This window comes from Marinomonas sp. (genome assembly GCF_965225885.1).
GTDB lineage: Bacteria > Pseudomonadota > Gammaproteobacteria > Pseudomonadales > Marinomonadaceae > Marinomonas.
The window spans coordinates 3951073-3967816 of sequence record NZ_OZ245329.1 but is presented as its reverse complement, the minus strand read 5'-3'; the positions used below and the strand labels follow the sequence as shown (position 1 = coordinate 3967816).

The following is a 16744-nucleotide window of genomic DNA, read 5'->3' as shown; positions in this document are numbered from 1 at the left end:
ATTTAAATTGAAAGAGCGACATAGTGTTTGATGATAATGAGCTATTAAAAAAAGGCATAGTAATGACAATCGCTTATGCGTTTGTTATGTCACTTACCGCGTTGGCGGCGAAGCAGGCGCAAACCATGATTGCGGTATCAACCTTGGTTTTTTGGCAGAGTGTATTTTGTACCTTAATTCTCTTGCCACAAATGCGTGGGCGTTGGCAAAAAAGACCTTTATCGGTTTGGAAAATACACTTTTTACGCAGTTTTGGTGGTTTTATTGGTTTCCTTTTTTATTATTGGTCGCTAAATCATATTCCTTTAGTAGAGGCTTCTCTGCTCAGAACCTGTGCGCCTTTGTGTGTTCCTTTTGTTGTCTTGGTGTTGCATAAAATTCGGATTCCAAAGGCTCGTTGGCTGCCGCTTATTATTGGTTTTGTCGGAGTGGCATTTGTCATTCATCCTACCCCCAATAATTTGAATCCTTGGCATCTTGTTGGATTTGCCTCAGCGATTGGTTTGGCATTGTCTATGGTGACGACTCGAATGTTGTCTCAACAAGTGTCAGGGCAAGAAACGTTATTTGTCTATTTTTTAGTGTCGACTTTGTTGTCTCTGCCTTTGACGTTATTGCAAGGTGAATCCTTGAGTGTGCCAATGAGCGTGTGGCCGCTGGTGGCTGTGGTTGCCATCACTTTGTATGTTGGTATGTATCTTTATAATAAAGCTTATACATATGCACCAGCGAGTATTGTGTCACCTATTAGTTATATTGGCGTGGTGTTTAGTGGCTTTTGGGGCTTGGTTGTTTGGGGTCATGTGCCGGATATTTATGCCATTATAGGCATGCTACTTATCTTCTTGAGTATTTTGATCAGTACTCGGATGGCGAAAAACCGAGGTTAGGGTTTTTTATTATTTCTTTCTTTTTGACGCGTTTTGGATGAATAGACCGACCAGGATACAGGCTAAACCAATTAGTGTTGAGTTTAGAATGGGTTCTCCGGCAAATTGTGAAAGCCAAACGATAGAGAGCAATGGAGAAAGGAATATTAAGTTCGCTACTTGGCTGGCATTAGACGTTAATTTAAGGGCTTTATTCCACAGTACAAAACTCAGTCCCATCTCAAATAAGCCAATATAAATTGCCCCCCATAAGCCTTTATTATCCCAGTGGCTGAGCTCACCCGTTACGCCAGCATAAAGTGTGATTAACGGTAAAGCAAAAGCGAAATTTAGGGTGAGTCCGATCAGACTAGGTCGTTGGTCTTTTGTATTCAGTAGCCAATAAAATGCCCAAATAATGGTGCTTAATAATGCAAAAGCAACACCTGATAGATTGGAAAATTCTAATGAACCTATTTGTCCGCGGGTGGAAATATAAAGCACTCCAAAATAGCAAGCGGCAGCAGCGATGTAGTCAGCCGTTTTAAGGCGTTGTTTAAGGATAGGTACCGCCATAAAGCTAAGCATGATAGCCCAAGTGTAATTAATAGCCTGTGCTTCTTGAGCTGGAAGTGTGTTGTAGGCTTGCAGCAATATTAAGTAATAAAGAAATGGGTTGATCGCGCCAAAAAATAGAGACGGTTTCCATGATTGCTTGGCAAAATGAACGAGTTGTGGCGACTCGCCTTTCAGTACAAGGAGTGTTGTTAAAAATATCAGTGAGATAATGTTTGCAACCAGAAGGAGCTGCGTTGGAGAAAAGTGTTTGAGCGAGATAGAAAAAGCAGTAGCAACCGTTGACCACAGTAGAACAGCCCCAAGGCCAAATAGCATGGCTTGGGTGTTGTTGGAGGGTTTGCTCATGATGTAATTCCAAGCGGTCTAAAACCGCAGATCTATTTCTGCTGAATGACGTCTTTGTGTTTGACCGGCTAAAAAGAAAACAGAACACCGGCAAGAAAAGAGGTGATTTCATCGTTTTCGATAATAGGGCTTTTGAGAATATCATCGTCGTATTTTGTATGGCTAATACCGAGCATGATGTTGGTGCTTTTCGAAACTGGGTAGATGCCTCTTACGCCATATTGAATTCTGGACACCGAGCCTGTGTCATAAGCTGGAATGACACCGCCAGTGTTAGTAGATTCTTGTTGCGAGACGCCAAACATGTGATTACCCATTTTGCTGTCGATAAACTCATAAGATATGGAAGGAATGACTCTCCATGTTCCTACTGGGAAAGGAACTCCAGCCGAAATTTTGGCCGAATAGCCATCGTGTTTGCCGCTAATATCTTGTGACAACTTAGTACTGATAAAACCTATTCGATAGGATGCGAACGCCATGACGCCATGACGCTGTCGTCTCTATCGTCTAACTTGCGAATGTTTGCATCATGAGAATCGTCAGGGTCAAATTTCGAGATTTCGTAAGTCAAGCCAACCGCAACGTTTTGAAAGGAACGCCTTGGAAAAAAGCGATAGCCAATCTCTGGCAATCTTAAGAAAAAATTCTCGCCCTCATAGGACACATTGGGAAGAGAAACGGACTTGGAATCTGTGGCTTTATAAACAGATTGCGACTTAGCGCCAATGAATCCTAGTTGAGTCTCAGCTAACACAGTAAGAGGCATAAAAAGGCAGATTGTTAATAATACTTTTTTCATAATGTCCGTATCTTAATGATGAGTAGATTTAATAGACCTTGATTTTATTACATTGATTCTAGGGGCTTCTATTTAAACTGTAAAATAAATTATCAAATAGTGGGTTTGTCTTTGTTAAGCCTAGATTGTTTGGGCTTATGTGGAGCTATATTGGGGCTTTTTTTATCTTGGCATGTATTTCGTTTACTTATTGTCCACGAGTGCTATATAATGCGCGTCCCTGTAAATCAATACTCCTTGTCTCACAGCTTTTTTAACAGGGGGAGCGTGGAGACTAAGAACCCATAAGGAGAGCTTAAATGCGTCATTATGAAATCGTCTTTCTGGTTCACCCAGATCAAAGCGAACAAGTACCAGCAATGGTAGAGCGTTACACTAATCTAATCACTGAAGATGGTGGTCAAGTTCACCGTCTTGAAGATTGGGGCCGTCGTCAACTAGCTTACCCAATTAACAAAATTCACAAAGCACACTATGTTCTTATGAACATTGAGTGTTCTGACAGTGTTTTGTCTGAACTAAACGACACTTTCCGCTACAACGATGCCATCATCCGTAACTTGGTGATTCGTCGTAAAGAAGCGGTAACTGACGTATCTCCTATTAAAGCTTCTGAAGGTCGTGAAGATCGTCGTTCTGCTCCTCAGCGTGAAGAGCGTAACCACGACAATTCTGACGAAGTATCTGAAGAATCTGAAGATTAATCTATTTTTATTAGGAGACACTCATGGCTCGTTTTTTCCGTCGTCGTAAGTTCTGCCGTTTTACAGCAGAAGGCGTTAAAGAGATCGATTACAAAGATCTAGACACACTGAAAGGTTATATCACTGAAACTGGTAAAATCGTACCTAGCCGTATTACTGGCACTAAGGCTCGTTACCAGCGTCAGCTAGCGACTGCAATCAAACGCGCTCGCTACATTGCTATTCTTCCTTACACTGACAGCCACTTTAATTAATAGGCTGAAAGAAGTGCTTTTATGAGTGGTTTAGCTAAATGGGTAATGAAAAAACGCTTGAATGCCATTATTGGTGTGATGGTGTTTGGTCTGATTCCTGTGATGTTTTGGCTGGCTGCTGCAATCTTAGGATTGGTGGTACTTCGCAAAGGTATAAGAGAAGGAATATCTGTATTAGCTTGGGGTTGTTTACCTGCACTTGTGGTGTGGATACTTCAAGGAGATGCAACGGCACTTATGGTGTTAGTTGATGTGATACTGTTGAGTTATTTACTTAGATCAACGGTGTCATGGAGTTGGGTACTGCTAGTCGGCAGCTTTTTGGCGGTTATTAGTTCCTTGCTTCAGCCTCTTTTGATGGGAAATATTTTGAATTTGGCGGTGACGTTGGTTCAGAATGTTTTGACGGAGGAAGGTGTTGAAGTTCCTGACAGAAATTTAATTTTTAACCAAGCGGTGATGGCAATATCCATCTTCCAAGTGGTCATTGCTATTCTCTCTTTGTTTTTGGCGAGAAAATGGCAAGCAGGGCTCTATAATCCAGGCGGATTGCGTACTGAATTTCATCAGTTAAGATTGCCAGTAGCGTTTAGTTTAGTATTGGGTGGAATGATTTTAATAGGGGAGAGCTTAGGCGGATCCTTTAGTATTTTATCCCAAGCTGCTGTACCTGCTTTGGTGTTGCCGGGGCTTGCTCTAGTACATGGTGTTTTAGCAAAAAAAGAAATTGGGGTTGTTGGACTAATCGCATTTTATCTTGTAGGTTTTTTCGTTCTGAATGTGTATTTTGCAAATATACTCGTCGCGCTTTGTGTGATTGATAGTTTTGTTAATATTCGTTCTAGAATACAGGGTAAAGCGTCCAACTCAAGTGATAGCTAATGATTAATTAGAGGTGATCGAGATGGAAGTTATTCTACTCGACAAAGTAAACAAGCTAGGCGGTATTGGTGACGTTGCAGTTGTTAAACCAGGCTATGCTCGTAACTTTTTGATTCCGAACAAAAAAGCAGTAATGGCTACTAAAGCTAACTTGGCTAGCTTTGAAGAGCGTCGTGTTGAACTTGAAGCGCAAGCTGCAGAGCGTAAAGCGGCTGCTGAAGCTCGTGCTCTAACGCTAGAAGGTAAAACTTTCACTATCTCTGCAAATGCTGGTGATGAAGGTAAGCTTTTCGGTTCTATCGGTACTCGTGACATCGCTGATGCTATTTCTACGCAAGTAGCAGTAGAGAAAGCTGAAATCCGTCTTCCAGAAGGCGCGATTCGTCACACAGGTTCTTTCGAAGTAGACGTTCAACTTCATTCTGAAGTTATTGTAACGGTTACTTTAGAAGTAATCGCTGAGTAATTTACTTCGGTAAATTGCTTAAGAAAGGTGTGAATCTTTCTTAAATAAGAGAAGGGGATCTTGCTTTGCAAGATGCCCTTTTTTTGTTGGCGTGATAAGCTAATCTTTCTGTATTTTTTCTGTATTTGTATGGGTGTTTTGCGTGCAACTAAATGATTCTGAAGTCGCTTCTATTAAATTACCACCGTATTCCATTGAGGCTGAACGTTCAGTTGTTGGCGGATTGATGTTAGACCCACAAGCTTGGGAAAAAGTCTCCGAGCTTGTTATTGCTGATGATTTTTATCGTCCAGAGCATAAGGCGATTTTTACGGTTATTGCTCGTTTGGCTGATGAATCAGAACCTATTGATGTGGTTACCATTGGTGAGCGATTGGATAAGCGTGGTGACCTCGAATCTATTGGCGGCATGGCGTACTTAATTGAAGTCGCAGAAGCCACTCCAAGTGCCTCCAACATCGCTTCCTATGCAGATATTGTGCGTGAGCGTTCTATTTTGCGCCGCCTTATTTCTACAACGAACGATATCTCCGCGCGAGCTTTTCATCCAGAAGGTATGACGGCAGCTGAAGTATTGGATGAGGCTGAGCGAAAAATATTTCAAATCGCTGAAGGTGGAGAGAAAAAAGGTGGCCCGCGAATTGCGGCTGATATTCTTAGTGCCACAGTAGATAAAATTGATGAGTTGTATCATCAAGAGGGTGCAATCACTGGGTTAAGCACTGGCTTCACCGATCTAGATGCAATGACGGCAGGTTTGCAGCCTTCTGATTTGATTATTGTTGCTGGTCGTCCTTCCATGGGTAAAACGACTTTTGCGATGAACTTGGTAGAAAATGCCGCCATGATCAGTGATAAGCCGGTTATTGTATTCAGTTTGGAGATGCCCGCTGAATCACTGATGATGCGTATGTTGTCTTCCCTTGGTCGAATCGATCAGACGCGCATGCGTTCTGGGCAGTTGGTTCAAGAAGATTGGGACAAATTAATGTCTGCGGTAAAAATGCTAAAAGATCGCAAGCTTTTTATTGATGATACTGGTGGTATTAGTCCAACAGAAATGCGATCACGCGTACGACGTATTGCTCGTGAGCATGGTGGTGTTGCACTGATCATGGTCGATTATCTTCAGCTGATGCAGATTCCAGGCTTCACCGAAGGTCGTACCAATGAAATCTCTGAAATCTCTCGATCTCTGAAAGCCATAGCCAAAGAAATGGAATGCCCTATGGTGGCGCTTTCGCAGCTTAACCGTAGTTTGGAGAATCGATCCAACAAGCGCCCAGTGAACTCAGATCTACGTGAATCTGGGGCAATCGAGCAGGATGCTGACGTTATTTTCTTTGTGTATCGAGATGAGGTTTATCACGAAGATACGCCGCATAAAGGTATTGCTGAAATCATTATCGGTAAGCAGCGTAATGGTCCGATCGGTACTTGTCGGTTAGCCTTTGTGGGTAAATATACTCGCTTTGAGGATTTAGCGCCGGATGCTTATCGAGACTTTGATGATGAGTAAATCCGTGTGGTGTTTTCTTAAAGTTATTTACAAATAGTAACATTACAGTAGACATGATAAAAATAACTAATATAAAAAAGACGAGAGTTGTTTATGCGAAAAATGCCAGTAACAAATAAAGAAAATGATTTCCCTGAGAGCTATGTCTTAGTTTCCAGTACAGATGTGAAAGGACGCATTACGTTTGTAAATGATGTTTTTTGCGAAGTGGCGGGTTATGAGCGAGAAGCGTTAATTGGTGCGCCTCATAATTTAATTCGCCATGTGGACGTTCCTCCTGCTGTGTTTGCTGATATGTGGGCAAACTTAAAGCAAGGTAATAGTTGGATGGGTATAGTGAAAAATCGCTGTGAAAACGGCGATCACTATTGGGTTAGCGCTCATGTTAGTCCTTTGCTTGATAATAAAAAAGTTATTGGTTATGAATCGGTTAGACGCAAAGCCACGCGTGAAGAAATAACCCATGCCCAAGGTATTTATGATCGTATAAATGCTGGCAAAGGTTTGGTTCCTACCAAAACAAAGCTATTTGCCTATTTGAATAATCATACTTGGCCTGTGTTGTTGTTTTTCATATTGCTTGGTCTAACAAGTCTTTTATCGGGTTCCCTTCCTCTACAAATTGTTGGTAGTTGCTTAGCGATATTGGGTTTTGTTTTGTCGTGGATGCAAAGTCAATCTTTTAATCAAACGGCGGCAGCTTTGCCAGTTGAGGCGCATAATCCTATTGGTCAATATCTCTATACTAAAAGTGTTGGCTTAAAAGCGGCGATACCGTTTGCACATATTCATCAAGAAGCCGCAGCTGAGACATTTCGATATCGTTTGAAAGAGGGGGCAGCTCAGCTTAGAAATCGAGCATCAGAAGCCAAGGCGAGTGTCACAACTAATTTGGCCAACTTTAATAAGCAGCGTAACACCTTCCAAGAAGTGGTGGCCGCTAGCTCCCAACTTTTATCAAGTGTAACTCATGTGGCCGATCATATTCATGTGACTGTTGAGGCGACAGAATCTGTTGGTGAATTGTCTCGTGAGAGTGGTTTACTTGCACAACAAACGGGCGACACAATGCGTCAAGTATATAAAGATATTTCTGATGCAAAAGCCGTTGTTGCAATATTGGCCGAGCGCAGTGATAGCATTAATGAAGTGGTTAATTCCATTAGCGGTATTGCTGAGCAGACGAACTTGCTTGCCTTAAATGCGGCGATTGAATCGGCGCGAGCAGGGGAGGCAGGGCGAGGCTTTGCAGTGGTTGCGGATGAAGTCAGGGCGCTGGCGATACGAACTCAAAATGCCACACAAAGTATTCACAGCATGACCGAAGAGCTGAAGAAAAATACTCTAGATGTGACAAATACTATTGATAAAGGCACCGCAGTCGCGCAAGAAGGTGTTGATAGTGTAAACAAAGTTGCTCAGAAGATGAGTGATATTGAGTCGGCGATTAGGCAAGTAGTTGAGATGACAGCGCAAATTAATGTCTCATCTGAAGAGCAGGCCAGTGTTGCTCGTGATCTAAATGATAAAATGCAAGAGGTTGATGAGCTTAGCATTAACAGTATTGAGCGAGCAGAAAATATCGTTATCAATATTAGTCATATTGAAGAAGAAGCGTATGAGCAGGGCAATCTTGCTGAGCGCATGAAACACTAAACACAAAAAAAGAATGTTTTGTAAGTCGTGCTTTTAGGCCGGCAGTGCTTGATTCAGGGGGCAAGCTTTTTGTCGGCATAAATGCCGACCTACAATTCATTATTCAACCTTCTGATCTGGTGGGTTAACAAGGCTCTTCACTTACTACTTGGTAAATGGCTTTGCCGAGTCGCTGGATTTGCTCTTTGCTGATAACGTAAGGTGGCATCAGGTAAATAAGCTTACCAAAAGGTCTTACCCAAACGCCTAGTTCAACGAACTTTGGTTGAATTTCATGTAAATTAATCGCATTTTTTAACTCAACAACACCAATGCCACCAAGACAGCGGACTTCTTTTACTTGTTCAAGTTGTTCGCATGGCTCCAGTGCTTCTTTCATCCAATTTTCTAGTTGAGTGATTTTTTCTGGAATATTGTATTCGCTCAGAAGGGATAGGCTAGCGTTGGCAGCGGAGCAGGCGAGAGGGTTTCCCATGAAAGTGGGCCCGTGCATGAATACGCCTCCATTGTCACTGATGCCAAGTGCTACCTTGTCGTTGGTTAAAGTGGCGGCCAGCGTCATGTAGCCGCCGGTTAAGGCTTTGCCAGCGCACATTATATCTGGGCAGATATTGCTGTGATCTGTGGCGAAAAGCTTGCCTGTACGACCAAATCCAGTGGCAATTTCATCGAAAATTAATAAGATCTCGAATTCATCACACAGTGTTCGAATCTGGTTTAAATACTCTGGATTATAAAAGCGCATGCCGCCAGCATTTTGTACAACTGGCTCGATAATAAAACCGGCTATGCGTTGATGGTTTTCTTCAAATATCTGGCGAATTTCGTCAAGGTATTCGGTTTTTATTGGTTCGTTCAAGCCGGCCGGTGGTGGCGAGATGAAGAATTGTTGTGTCAGTGCGCCAGTGAATAAACTGTGCATACCATTTTCAGGGTCACACACTGACATGGCAGCGAATGTATCGCCGTGGTAGCCGCTTTTTGGTGTGACGAAAAATTGTTTGTTAGGTTTGCCTTGAGTATTCCAATATTGAATGGCCATTTTTAAGGCCACTTCAACAGAAACAGAACCTGAGTCGGAGAAGAAAACACGTTGTAACTCTGTAGGTGTAATAGCGATGAGTTTTTCTGCGAGTTCAATAGCAGGTTTGTGGGTTAGACCACCAAACATAACATGTGAAAATTGTGATAATTGCTCTTGGATGGCCGTATTCATAGTTGGGTGATTGTAGCCGTGAATAACACTCCACCAAGAAGACATACCATCGATCAGTGATCGACCATCGCTAAGGGTTATTTCGCAGCCGGACGCTTTTTCGACAAGAAAGTGCGGGCTGGGCTTGCTCATAGACGTGTATGGATGCCACAGCAGCTGCTTGTCTAAATCTAGGTATTCTTGATCTGTTTTCATGGTGCTCACCATTGCTATGTTGGGGGCATAGTAAACAAAGGTGTCTTCTGTGGCTAGGCTGATCATTCTGATTGTGGCTAGGCTGATCATTCTGATTGTGGCTAGTATTCTTTATCCGGTGTTCGGGCAATGACCCAAATATCGACTCGTTCTGCCCCAGCTTTTAATAACAATTTGGTGCAATTCTCTATCGTACTTCCGGTGGTCATGACATCGTCAAATAAGGCGATATGTTTGGCGATAGGTCCATCAAGCTGATAGCTACTTTGAGGGCTTTTTAGTCGTTCTTTTCTGCTTAACGAATGCTGAGCTTGAGTGTTTTTAACTTTTTTGAGTGGATTGTTTTTAGGCAGGGTTGGGCACTTTTCGCCCAAAAGCTCTGTGAGATTTTTTGTTAATTGTATGGTCATAGCTTTTGTTTGGCAGAACCCGCGCTCTTTGATTCGGCTTGGGTGGCTTGGTACATAGAGTATTTGTTCTGGCCAGCTTTCAGATGAATATGACTCAATGAGGTGTTCACTCAACAGATAGGTGAGCGGTCGTATGTAGTGAGTTCCTTGATTAAATTTGATGCTATGGATTAGCGTTTTTATGATGCCTTCAAATCGATAGGGGGCAATGCATATTGTGTAGGCAGGCCGGTTGGTTTGGCATTGCCCACACAAAACGCTAGCTTTGTGGGTTGGGCGTTTGCAGCGCTGGCAATGATTTAGGTTGGTTGGAAAGCCTTCATGGCAGGATTTGCAGAGCGTGTTTTGAGTTTTTGCATTGCAAATATAGCACTGACTTAAAAACACACTCTTGTAAACCTGTGTTATTTTTGTAGTTGACAGTTTCTTCCAGTCCATTAGTATTGCTCCATTAATTATTCTGGATCGAGGATACTATGTCTTTAAGTACGTCTACAAATACGCCTGTAGGGAATATGTCCGCAAGCGCTCTGTCTACAAATAATGCGAGCGCACCGCGTTTTGACTGGACTCATGCGGAAATAAAAGCATTGTTTGATTTACCCTTTATGGATTTGATGTTTCGAGCTCAGACAGTTCATAGAGAAAATTTTGCGCCAAACGAAGTGCAAGTCAGTACGCTTTTATCGATCAAAACCGGCGCTTGTCCAGAAGATTGTAAATACTGCCCACAAAGTGGTCATTACAATACCGAACTTGAAAAAGAAAAGTTAATGGAAGTGCAAAAGGTACTAGAAGAAGCGGCTTTGGCAAAAGAAAAAGGCGCAAGCCGTTTTTGCATGGGCGCGGCATGGAAACATCCTTCCGAGAAAGATTTTCCTTATGTGCTAGAGATGATCAAGGGTGTTAAGTCTTTGGGTCTAGAATCTTGTGTGACACTAGGTTCGTTAAATGATGAGCAAGCGAAGCGCTTATCTGAAGCGGGTTTGGATTATTACAACCACAATTTAGATACCTCTGCTGAATTCTACGACAGCATTATTACTACTCGTACTTATCAAGATCGCTTGGATACGCTCTCTCGTGTTCGTGATTCAGGTATCAAACTTTGCTGTGGCGGCATTATGGGCATGGGTGAAGAGCAAAAAGATCGCGTCGGTCTGTTGCGTCAACTTTCTCAAATGACGCCGCATCCAGAAAGTGTGCCAATCAATATGCTGGTTAAAGTTGAAGGGACGCCGCTAGAAAATGTTGATGATCTGGATACGTTTGAATTTATTCGTACGATTGCCGTAGCGCGTATTTTGATGCCTAAGTCTCATGTCCGATTGTCTGCTGGTCGTCAAGGTATGAATGAACAAACTCAAGCTTTGTGTTTTATGGCGGGCGCGAACTCTATTTTTTATGGGGAAAAGTTGCTGACTACTGGTAATCCAGAAGCCGATAAAGACATGGCGTTGTTTGCTAATTTGGGCATTAATCCAGAGAAGCGTGAAGAGCATTCAGATGCAGCGGTTGCGGAAGCCATTGCAGCGCAAGCAGTAAAACAAGAAGAGTCTAAGCTGTTTTATGAAGCCAGCGTCTAATACGCCGGATTGGGTGTTGGTGGCGCTTGAAGAGCGCCGTCAACAGGACTTAATGCGCCGTACCATTACATTAGAAAGTCCCCAAATCCCGCATGCTCAAATACATTCTCAAGATTACACAGCGTTTTGTTCGAACGATTATTTGGGTTTGGCTAATCATCCGAAGTTAGTTAAGGCAATGAATAATACAGCTGAGATCTATGGTGTCGGCGCTGGTTCGTCTCACTTGGTGTGTGGGCATTTAGCGCCACATCAAGCGCTAGAGGAGGCTTTGGCGGATTGGCTGGGTTATGAGCGAGTTATGCTATTTAGTACGGGTTATATGGCGAACCTTGGCGTAATTTCTGCTCTTGCAGATAAAAATCGCCCAGTGGTGCAAGATAAACTGAATCATGCTTCTTTAATAGATGGTGCCTTGTTGGCGCAAGCGCCTTTACGTCGCTATTTGCATGGTGACGTGGCGAGTGCTCAGAAGTTGCTTGCTAGGTCTGCTCCGGGTGGTTTGTTAATTACCGATGGGGTTTTCAGCATGGATGGGGATATTGTGCCTTTGGCGGAATTGTCTCAGTTGGCTAATCAACATGATTGGATGTTCATGGTAGATGATGCTCATGGGTTGGGATGCCTTGGTGAAAACGGCAAAGGCTGTTTGGCGCTAGAGGGGTTGGACGCAACAAGTTTGCCTGTTTTGGTTGGCACTTTTGGTAAGGCGTTTGGCACCGCGGGTGCATTTGTAGCGACGTCCCATGATTATGCGGATTATTTCACGCAATTTGCCCGCCCTTATGTTTATACCACGGCTATGTCGCCAGCGATTGCAGGAGCCACTTTGGCTTCGTTGCAGCTTATTCAGTCTGCAGAAGGTCAAGAACGCCGGGATCGATTAGCTCGACATATTGCTTACTTTCGTCAAAGGGTTCAGTCGCTTCCAGTTGAATTAATGCCCTCAAATACCGCTATTCAGCCGATTGTGATTGGTGATAGCAAGGCTGCGATTGCGATTAGCGAGCAATTAAAAGTGCTTGGAATCTGGTGTGCCGCGATTCGTCCACCAACTGTGCCGGTAGGTAGCGCTCGTTTAAGAATTACCTTAAGTGCCGCCCACTCTGATGAAGATTTAGTGTTATTATGCGACTCACTCGAAAAAGTTTTAACAGCGAAACTTTTAAACGCAAAATGTTTAAATCCAAAGCGTTTAAATACAAAGTAATAGAGGGACAGCATGCGAGCACGTATTGAAACAGAAGCTTTTGGAAACTCGTCTAATCAAGCTATTTTTATGGTCTCTGGTTGGGCAATGCCAAAAGAGGTGATGCGTTCTTTTGCTTTGCGTCTGAGTCAACGCTTTTATGTTGTTGTGGCGAACTTGCCAGGCATCTCTCTTGATGAGCAGTGGATTTCTCGCTCCCGTATAGGGCCAAATTACGATATCGCCGCTTTGTCTGAGCAGTTAATTGCAGTTGCACCCAAAGAAGCTTGGTGGATTGGTTGGTCTCTTGGCGGCATGGTGTCTGCCTATGTTGCTGCGCGTCGTTCTAGTTGTGTGCTTGGTTTGATTACCTTGTCATCTTCCCCAAGTTTTATTAAACGAGATAACTGGGAAAATGCGATGGCTGTCGAAGATTTTGATGCCTTTGCCGCCTTGATTGAACGGTCACCAGAAGAGGGGCTTAAGCGTTTTGTGATGTTGCAGGCTAAAGGTGCGGATAATGAGCGAGCTTTGGTTAGGCAATTACAGGCTTTTTTGCCGGTTAAAACGTTGAACCGTCCAGCTCTAATCGGTGGGCTTAGATTATTAAAATCGCTGGATGTGCGTCGTGAATGGTCGCTTTTGGATCGTCCTAATTTACACATATTAGGCGGCAAGGATGCGTTGGTTTCTAGTAAATCATTAGAGCAACAAACTGATGTAAATCCTTTGCAGCAATGTGTTGTCCTGTCAAATTGTGCGCATCAGCCTTTTTTTGAAGATGAAGAGGCTTGTGTGCGTCATATAGAAAACTTTATCGATGCTAATAACACCTGATATATCTGCTCTTAGCTATAAGCGACAACTGGCTAAGCGTTTTGATCGTGCTTCTCTATCTTATGATTCTTATGCGGATTTCCAAAAAATTGTCCTAGATCGCCTTTTTGCGATCTTGCCTTTAAGTCAGGCTGACGTTGTCGTTGATCTCGGTACGGGGACAGGTCAGGCGCTGGGTATCTTATCTGAAAAATTAACCCCCAAATGCAATATTGCGCTCGACTTGTCTCCACAGATGTTGGCGGTAGCAAGTGAGCATTTTTCTGCTTTGCAAAACACTCATTATGTTTGTGCGGATGCTGAACGACTGCCGCTTCAGGATAAGTCGTGTGATTTGGTGTTTTCGAGTCTTGCGATTCAGTGGTGTCTTAGTCCTTTAGATTTGTTTAAAGAGCTTTGTCGCGTCACTAAGCCTGGTGGCTATGTGGTTTTTTCAACACTGTCGCAAGGTTCTATGCCTGAAATTAGCAAAGCTTGGCGTGGTTTGGATAATAAAGAACATGTTCATCAATATATGACGTTGGATGCGCTGGTGGATTGTGTCGAAGCATCTGAGCTTAACCTTTTATCTTCTGAGTTATCAGATATTTCTATGTGGTTTGATTCACCGGAAAGCGCTATTTATTCACTGAAAAAAGTAGGCGCTAGTCTGATTGCTTCTGATGGTGATAAGCCGATATCGCCTAGTAAATGGAAGGCATTTTTGCTTGAGTATGAAAAACAGCGGAATGAATTCGGAATTCCGTTGAGCTATCAAGTTTCGTTTGTAGTTGCTCAACGGCCCATCAGTATTTAGGAGTAATGGTGAAAAAGCGTTTTTTTGTAACAGGAATTGATACCGATGCGGGTAAAACGTATGTCACCGTCGGTTTGCTGAAAGCCGCTAAGCGAGCTGGACTAAAATCAATAGGGCTTAAGCCGATTGCGGCGGGAGCGGATAGAGTTGATGGTAACTTGCGTAATGATGACGCCTTACTTATTCAGCAGGCAAGCAGTGTTAAATTAGCCTATGAACAAGTAAATCCAGTCGTTTTAGAAGAAGCAATTGCGCCTCATATTGCCGCAATGAAGGAGGGGCGCTTGGTAACGGCTTCGCGGTTGGAAGGTTTTATTAAAGGTACTTTGCTTATACCTCATGACCTAGCTTTAGTTGAAGGAGCTGGTGGCTGGCGAGTACCTCTGAATGACAGAGAGCTTTTATCAGGGTTGGCGAAATCACTGGGTTTTCCAGTAATTATGGTTGTCAATATGAAGCTAGGGTGTTTGAATCACGCGATCTTAACCGCTGAAGCGATTGTTCGTGATGGCTTGACCCTTGCTGGTTGGGTTGCCAATACTGGCGTTGAGGTTATGCCCTGTTATGAAGAAAATCTTGCGAGCCTTACTAGTATGCTGTCTGCGCCTTTGCTAGGCGTGTTGCCTTGGTGTGAAAACGAGGTTGATTCGCAGCAGACGTTTGATGAATTATTGCTAGCGCTATAAAGGATTGCATTATGAAAAACAGTGTAAATGCTTGAAAGTAATCGGTAACAACGCATTATAATAGAGCCATGTTAAGAGTTGCTTATTTTTAAGGTTGAGGTGGTGGTGTGAAAGCTTGGTTATGCGGTCTAGATGACGAAGAAATTTCGAGTGTTTCCAGTATCTTGACCTTTATTGGTATTGAGCATGGTACTTCGTTAACCGCATTTCATTTACCAGATTTTGTCGTGCTTGGTAAGTCTGTGCGATCTTTTGAGCTGGATGAGATGATTCCTGTTATTTCACTTTGTGAATCAATGGATGTCGTTGGTGAATCAATGGATGTCGTCGGTGATTATAATGTCTGGTTTTGCCCGTTACCTTGGCGTTCTCAAATACTTTCCTCTGTATTGAAAGAAATAAAGCAGTTGCATACTTTTCCTCAAGCGTCTGGCGTGAACTTGAATTTACATGTTCGCCACTTAGAGGCGCTTCTTATTCGTCAGGCTTTGGTGTCTACACAAGGTGTGGTCTCTAAAGCCGCGCAAAATCTACAAATACAACGTACAACGCTTATCGAAAAAATGCGTCGCTATAATATTGATAAATCGGAGTTTTAGTGACAAAAGATGAAGAGATAGCGGAACTCAAAACCGCGTTTAAAGCGTTTTCCGAGTCTTCTGATGTGTTGGCAAAATCTTATTTAGACCTTCAGCAAGAAGTGGTTCGATTATACGAGCAGTTGGAAAAGTCCGAGCAAGATAAGCGCCAAGAGCAAGATAAAAATCGCATCTTGGTATTGCAGTTTCAGCAGCTTTTTGAATCCATGCCAGTTGGAATCTTGTTATTGAATGAAGAAGGTCTTGTGGTGATGGCCAATCCAGTAGCAGATCGCTTATTTAATTTGCCACTAGTTGGTCAATCATGGGGATCGATTGTACCTCTGAGTTTTCGGCCTCAAAAAGATGATGGTCATGATGTGAGTATGGCCAGTGGACGTCGAGTACGCGTAGAAACGGCGTCACTTGGAAATGTACCGGGGCAGTTGGTTATTCTGGTAGATTTGACGGAGGCCTATTTGCTACAGAAAAAACTGAGTCATCACGAACGTTTATCTAATATGGGTAAAATGGTCGCGGCGTTGGCTCATCAAATTAGGACACCTTTATCTTCTGCTACACTCTACGCTGGTCATTTGCAAAAGCCAGATCTAGCGCCTGTTATGCGTCAGACGTTTGCTAATAAACTGGTGGATAGGCTGGCAAACATTGAAAAACAAATTCGGGATATGTTGATTTTTTCCCGTAGCGAGATAAAGCTAGATGAAACGGTTGGCGTTGCGGCTTTTATTAAAGAATTAACCAGTCACTGCCAAGAAATTTGTAATCAAAAAAATATGCAATTTGAAGCAGTAGGAGCCTCTTTTTTGGAGACTGATTGTATTCAATGTAATAAAGAAACATTATTAGGTGCTTTGCTGAATCTTTTGAATAATGCGGTGGATGCGCAATCAGAAGGTGAGGTAGTTCAACTAAATTGGCGCAATAATGACGGCTATGTGACACTGACGTTTAAAGATCGTGGAGTGGGCATGTCTAAAACGCATTTAGAGCATGTTCAAGAAGGCTTTGTGACAACAAAACAGCATGGAACAGGATTGGGCTTAATGGTAGTTAAGGCCATTGCTAGGGCTCATCATGGGCAATTTGAAATAGACAGTATTGAGGGAGCTGGCACAACGGCCAGTTTAACACTTCCTCTTGTAAGGGTATGA

At 43.0% G+C, this 16744-nt stretch carries 19 protein-coding genes; 14 read left to right on the top strand and 5 right to left on the bottom strand.

All coding sequences use genetic code 11. The features are described from left to right. Positions 1-23 precede the first annotated feature (23 nt). Entirely contained in the window at positions 24-890 is an 867-nt protein-coding gene (locus ACO05V_RS19010) for a DMT family transporter (RefSeq protein ID WP_421855310.1), read from the top strand. A 9-nt stretch (positions 891-899) separates the two neighbouring features. Here the strand turns inward: ACO05V_RS19010 and ACO05V_RS19005 are convergent, their stop codons facing one another. The 3 genes from ACO05V_RS19005 to ACO05V_RS18995 all read right to left on the bottom strand — a co-directional run bounded on the left by ACO05V_RS19005 (position 900) and on the right by ACO05V_RS18995 (position 2595). Next, the gene (locus ACO05V_RS19005; RefSeq protein WP_421855307.1) at positions 900-1793 is read right to left on the bottom strand and encodes a DMT family transporter; all 894 of its coding nucleotides are present in this window, start codon (positions 1791-1793) and stop codon (positions 900-902) included. Positions 1794-1861: 68 nt separating this feature from the next. After that, complete coding sequence (locus tag ACO05V_RS19000; protein WP_421855304.1) at positions 1862-2275, bottom strand: MipA/OmpV family protein; 414 nt, start codon at positions 2273-2275, stop codon at positions 1862-1864. Next, a complete protein-coding gene (locus tag ACO05V_RS18995) occupies positions 2251-2595 on the bottom strand; it encodes a MipA/OmpV family protein (protein ID WP_421855301.1) in 345 nt (114 codons plus the stop codon). Before ACO05V_RS18995 ends, ACO05V_RS19000 begins: the two co-directional genes overlap by 25 nt. Positions 2596-2894: 299 nt before the next feature. On the opposite strand from ACO05V_RS18995, the gene rpsF reads away from it, so the two are divergent. The 6 genes from rpsF (at position 2895) to ACO05V_RS18965 (ending at position 8076) form a co-directional block, all read left to right on the top strand. Continuing rightward, on the top strand, positions 2895-3299 hold the full coding sequence (gene rpsF, locus ACO05V_RS18990; protein ID WP_012071135.1) for a 30S ribosomal protein S6: 405 nt from the start codon (positions 2895-2897) through the stop codon (positions 3297-3299). Between the two features lie 23 nt (positions 3300-3322). Then, positions 3323-3553 carry a 30S ribosomal protein S18 gene (gene rpsR / locus ACO05V_RS18985; protein WP_012071134.1) on the top strand — a complete coding sequence of 77 codons (231 nt, stop codon included), beginning with the start codon at positions 3323-3325 and terminating at the stop codon, positions 3551-3553. Positions 3554-3574: 21 nt separating this feature from the next. Then, complete coding sequence (locus ACO05V_RS18980; RefSeq protein ID WP_421855297.1) at positions 3575-4435, top strand: hypothetical protein; 861 nt, start codon at positions 3575-3577, stop codon at positions 4433-4435. Between the two features lie 22 nt (positions 4436-4457). Then, the gene (gene rplI, locus ACO05V_RS18975) at positions 4458-4901 is read left to right on the top strand and encodes a 50S ribosomal protein L9 (RefSeq protein ID WP_421855294.1); all 444 of its coding nucleotides are present in this window, start codon (positions 4458-4460) and stop codon (positions 4899-4901) included. Positions 4902-5043: 142 nt separating this feature from the next. Further along, positions 5044-6420: a replicative DNA helicase gene (gene dnaB / locus ACO05V_RS18970; protein ID WP_421855291.1), complete on the top strand. Its 1377-nt coding sequence runs from the start codon at positions 5044-5046 to the stop codon at positions 6418-6420. A 93-nt stretch (positions 6421-6513) separates the two neighbouring features. Next, a complete protein-coding gene (locus ACO05V_RS18965) occupies positions 6514-8076 on the top strand; it encodes a methyl-accepting chemotaxis protein (RefSeq protein ID WP_421855288.1) in 1563 nt (520 codons plus the stop codon). A gap of 124 nt (positions 8077-8200) precedes the next feature. Here ACO05V_RS18965 and bioA read toward each other — a convergent pair whose 3' ends face one another. Next, on the bottom strand, positions 8201-9487 hold the full coding sequence (gene bioA / locus ACO05V_RS18960) for an adenosylmethionine--8-amino-7-oxononanoate transaminase (protein ID WP_421855285.1): 1287 nt from the start codon (positions 9485-9487) through the stop codon (positions 8201-8203). 101 nt (positions 9488-9588) lie between these two features. Beyond that, positions 9589-10335, bottom strand: a complete 747-nt coding sequence (locus ACO05V_RS18955; RefSeq protein WP_421855282.1) for a ComF family protein — start codon at positions 10333-10335, stop codon at positions 9589-9591. 77 nt (positions 10336-10412) lie between these two features. On the opposite strand from ACO05V_RS18955, the gene bioB reads away from it, so the two are divergent. The 7 genes from bioB to ACO05V_RS18920 all read left to right on the top strand — a co-directional run bounded on the left by bioB (position 10413) and on the right by ACO05V_RS18920 (position 16744). Further along, the gene (bioB, locus tag ACO05V_RS18950; protein ID WP_421857030.1) at positions 10413-11483 is read left to right on the top strand and encodes a biotin synthase BioB; all 1071 of its coding nucleotides are present in this window, start codon (positions 10413-10415) and stop codon (positions 11481-11483) included. Next, complete coding sequence (gene bioF, locus ACO05V_RS18945; protein ID WP_421855279.1) at positions 11467-12693, top strand: 8-amino-7-oxononanoate synthase; 1227 nt, start codon at positions 11467-11469, stop codon at positions 12691-12693. Before bioB ends, bioF begins: the two co-directional genes overlap by 17 nt. Before the next feature lie 12 nt (positions 12694-12705). After that, entirely contained in the window at positions 12706-13509 is an 804-nt protein-coding gene (locus ACO05V_RS18940) for an alpha/beta fold hydrolase (protein WP_421855275.1), read from the top strand. After that, the gene (gene bioC / locus ACO05V_RS18935; protein ID WP_421855272.1) at positions 13493-14305 is read left to right on the top strand and encodes a malonyl-ACP O-methyltransferase BioC; all 813 of its coding nucleotides are present in this window, start codon (positions 13493-13495) and stop codon (positions 14303-14305) included. Before ACO05V_RS18940 ends, bioC begins: the two co-directional genes overlap by 17 nt. Positions 14306-14313: 8 nt before the next feature. Further along, positions 14314-14991, top strand: a complete 678-nt coding sequence (gene bioD, locus ACO05V_RS18930) for a dethiobiotin synthase (protein WP_421855269.1) — start codon at positions 14314-14316, stop codon at positions 14989-14991. A 107-nt stretch (positions 14992-15098) separates the two neighbouring features. Further along, on the top strand, positions 15099-15590 hold the full coding sequence (locus tag ACO05V_RS18925) for a helix-turn-helix domain-containing protein (protein ID WP_421855266.1): 492 nt from the start codon (positions 15099-15101) through the stop codon (positions 15588-15590). After that, on the top strand, positions 15590-16744 hold the full coding sequence (locus ACO05V_RS18920) for a sensor histidine kinase (protein WP_421855263.1): 1155 nt from the start codon (positions 15590-15592) through the stop codon (positions 16742-16744). Before ACO05V_RS18925 ends, ACO05V_RS18920 begins: the two co-directional genes overlap by 1 nt.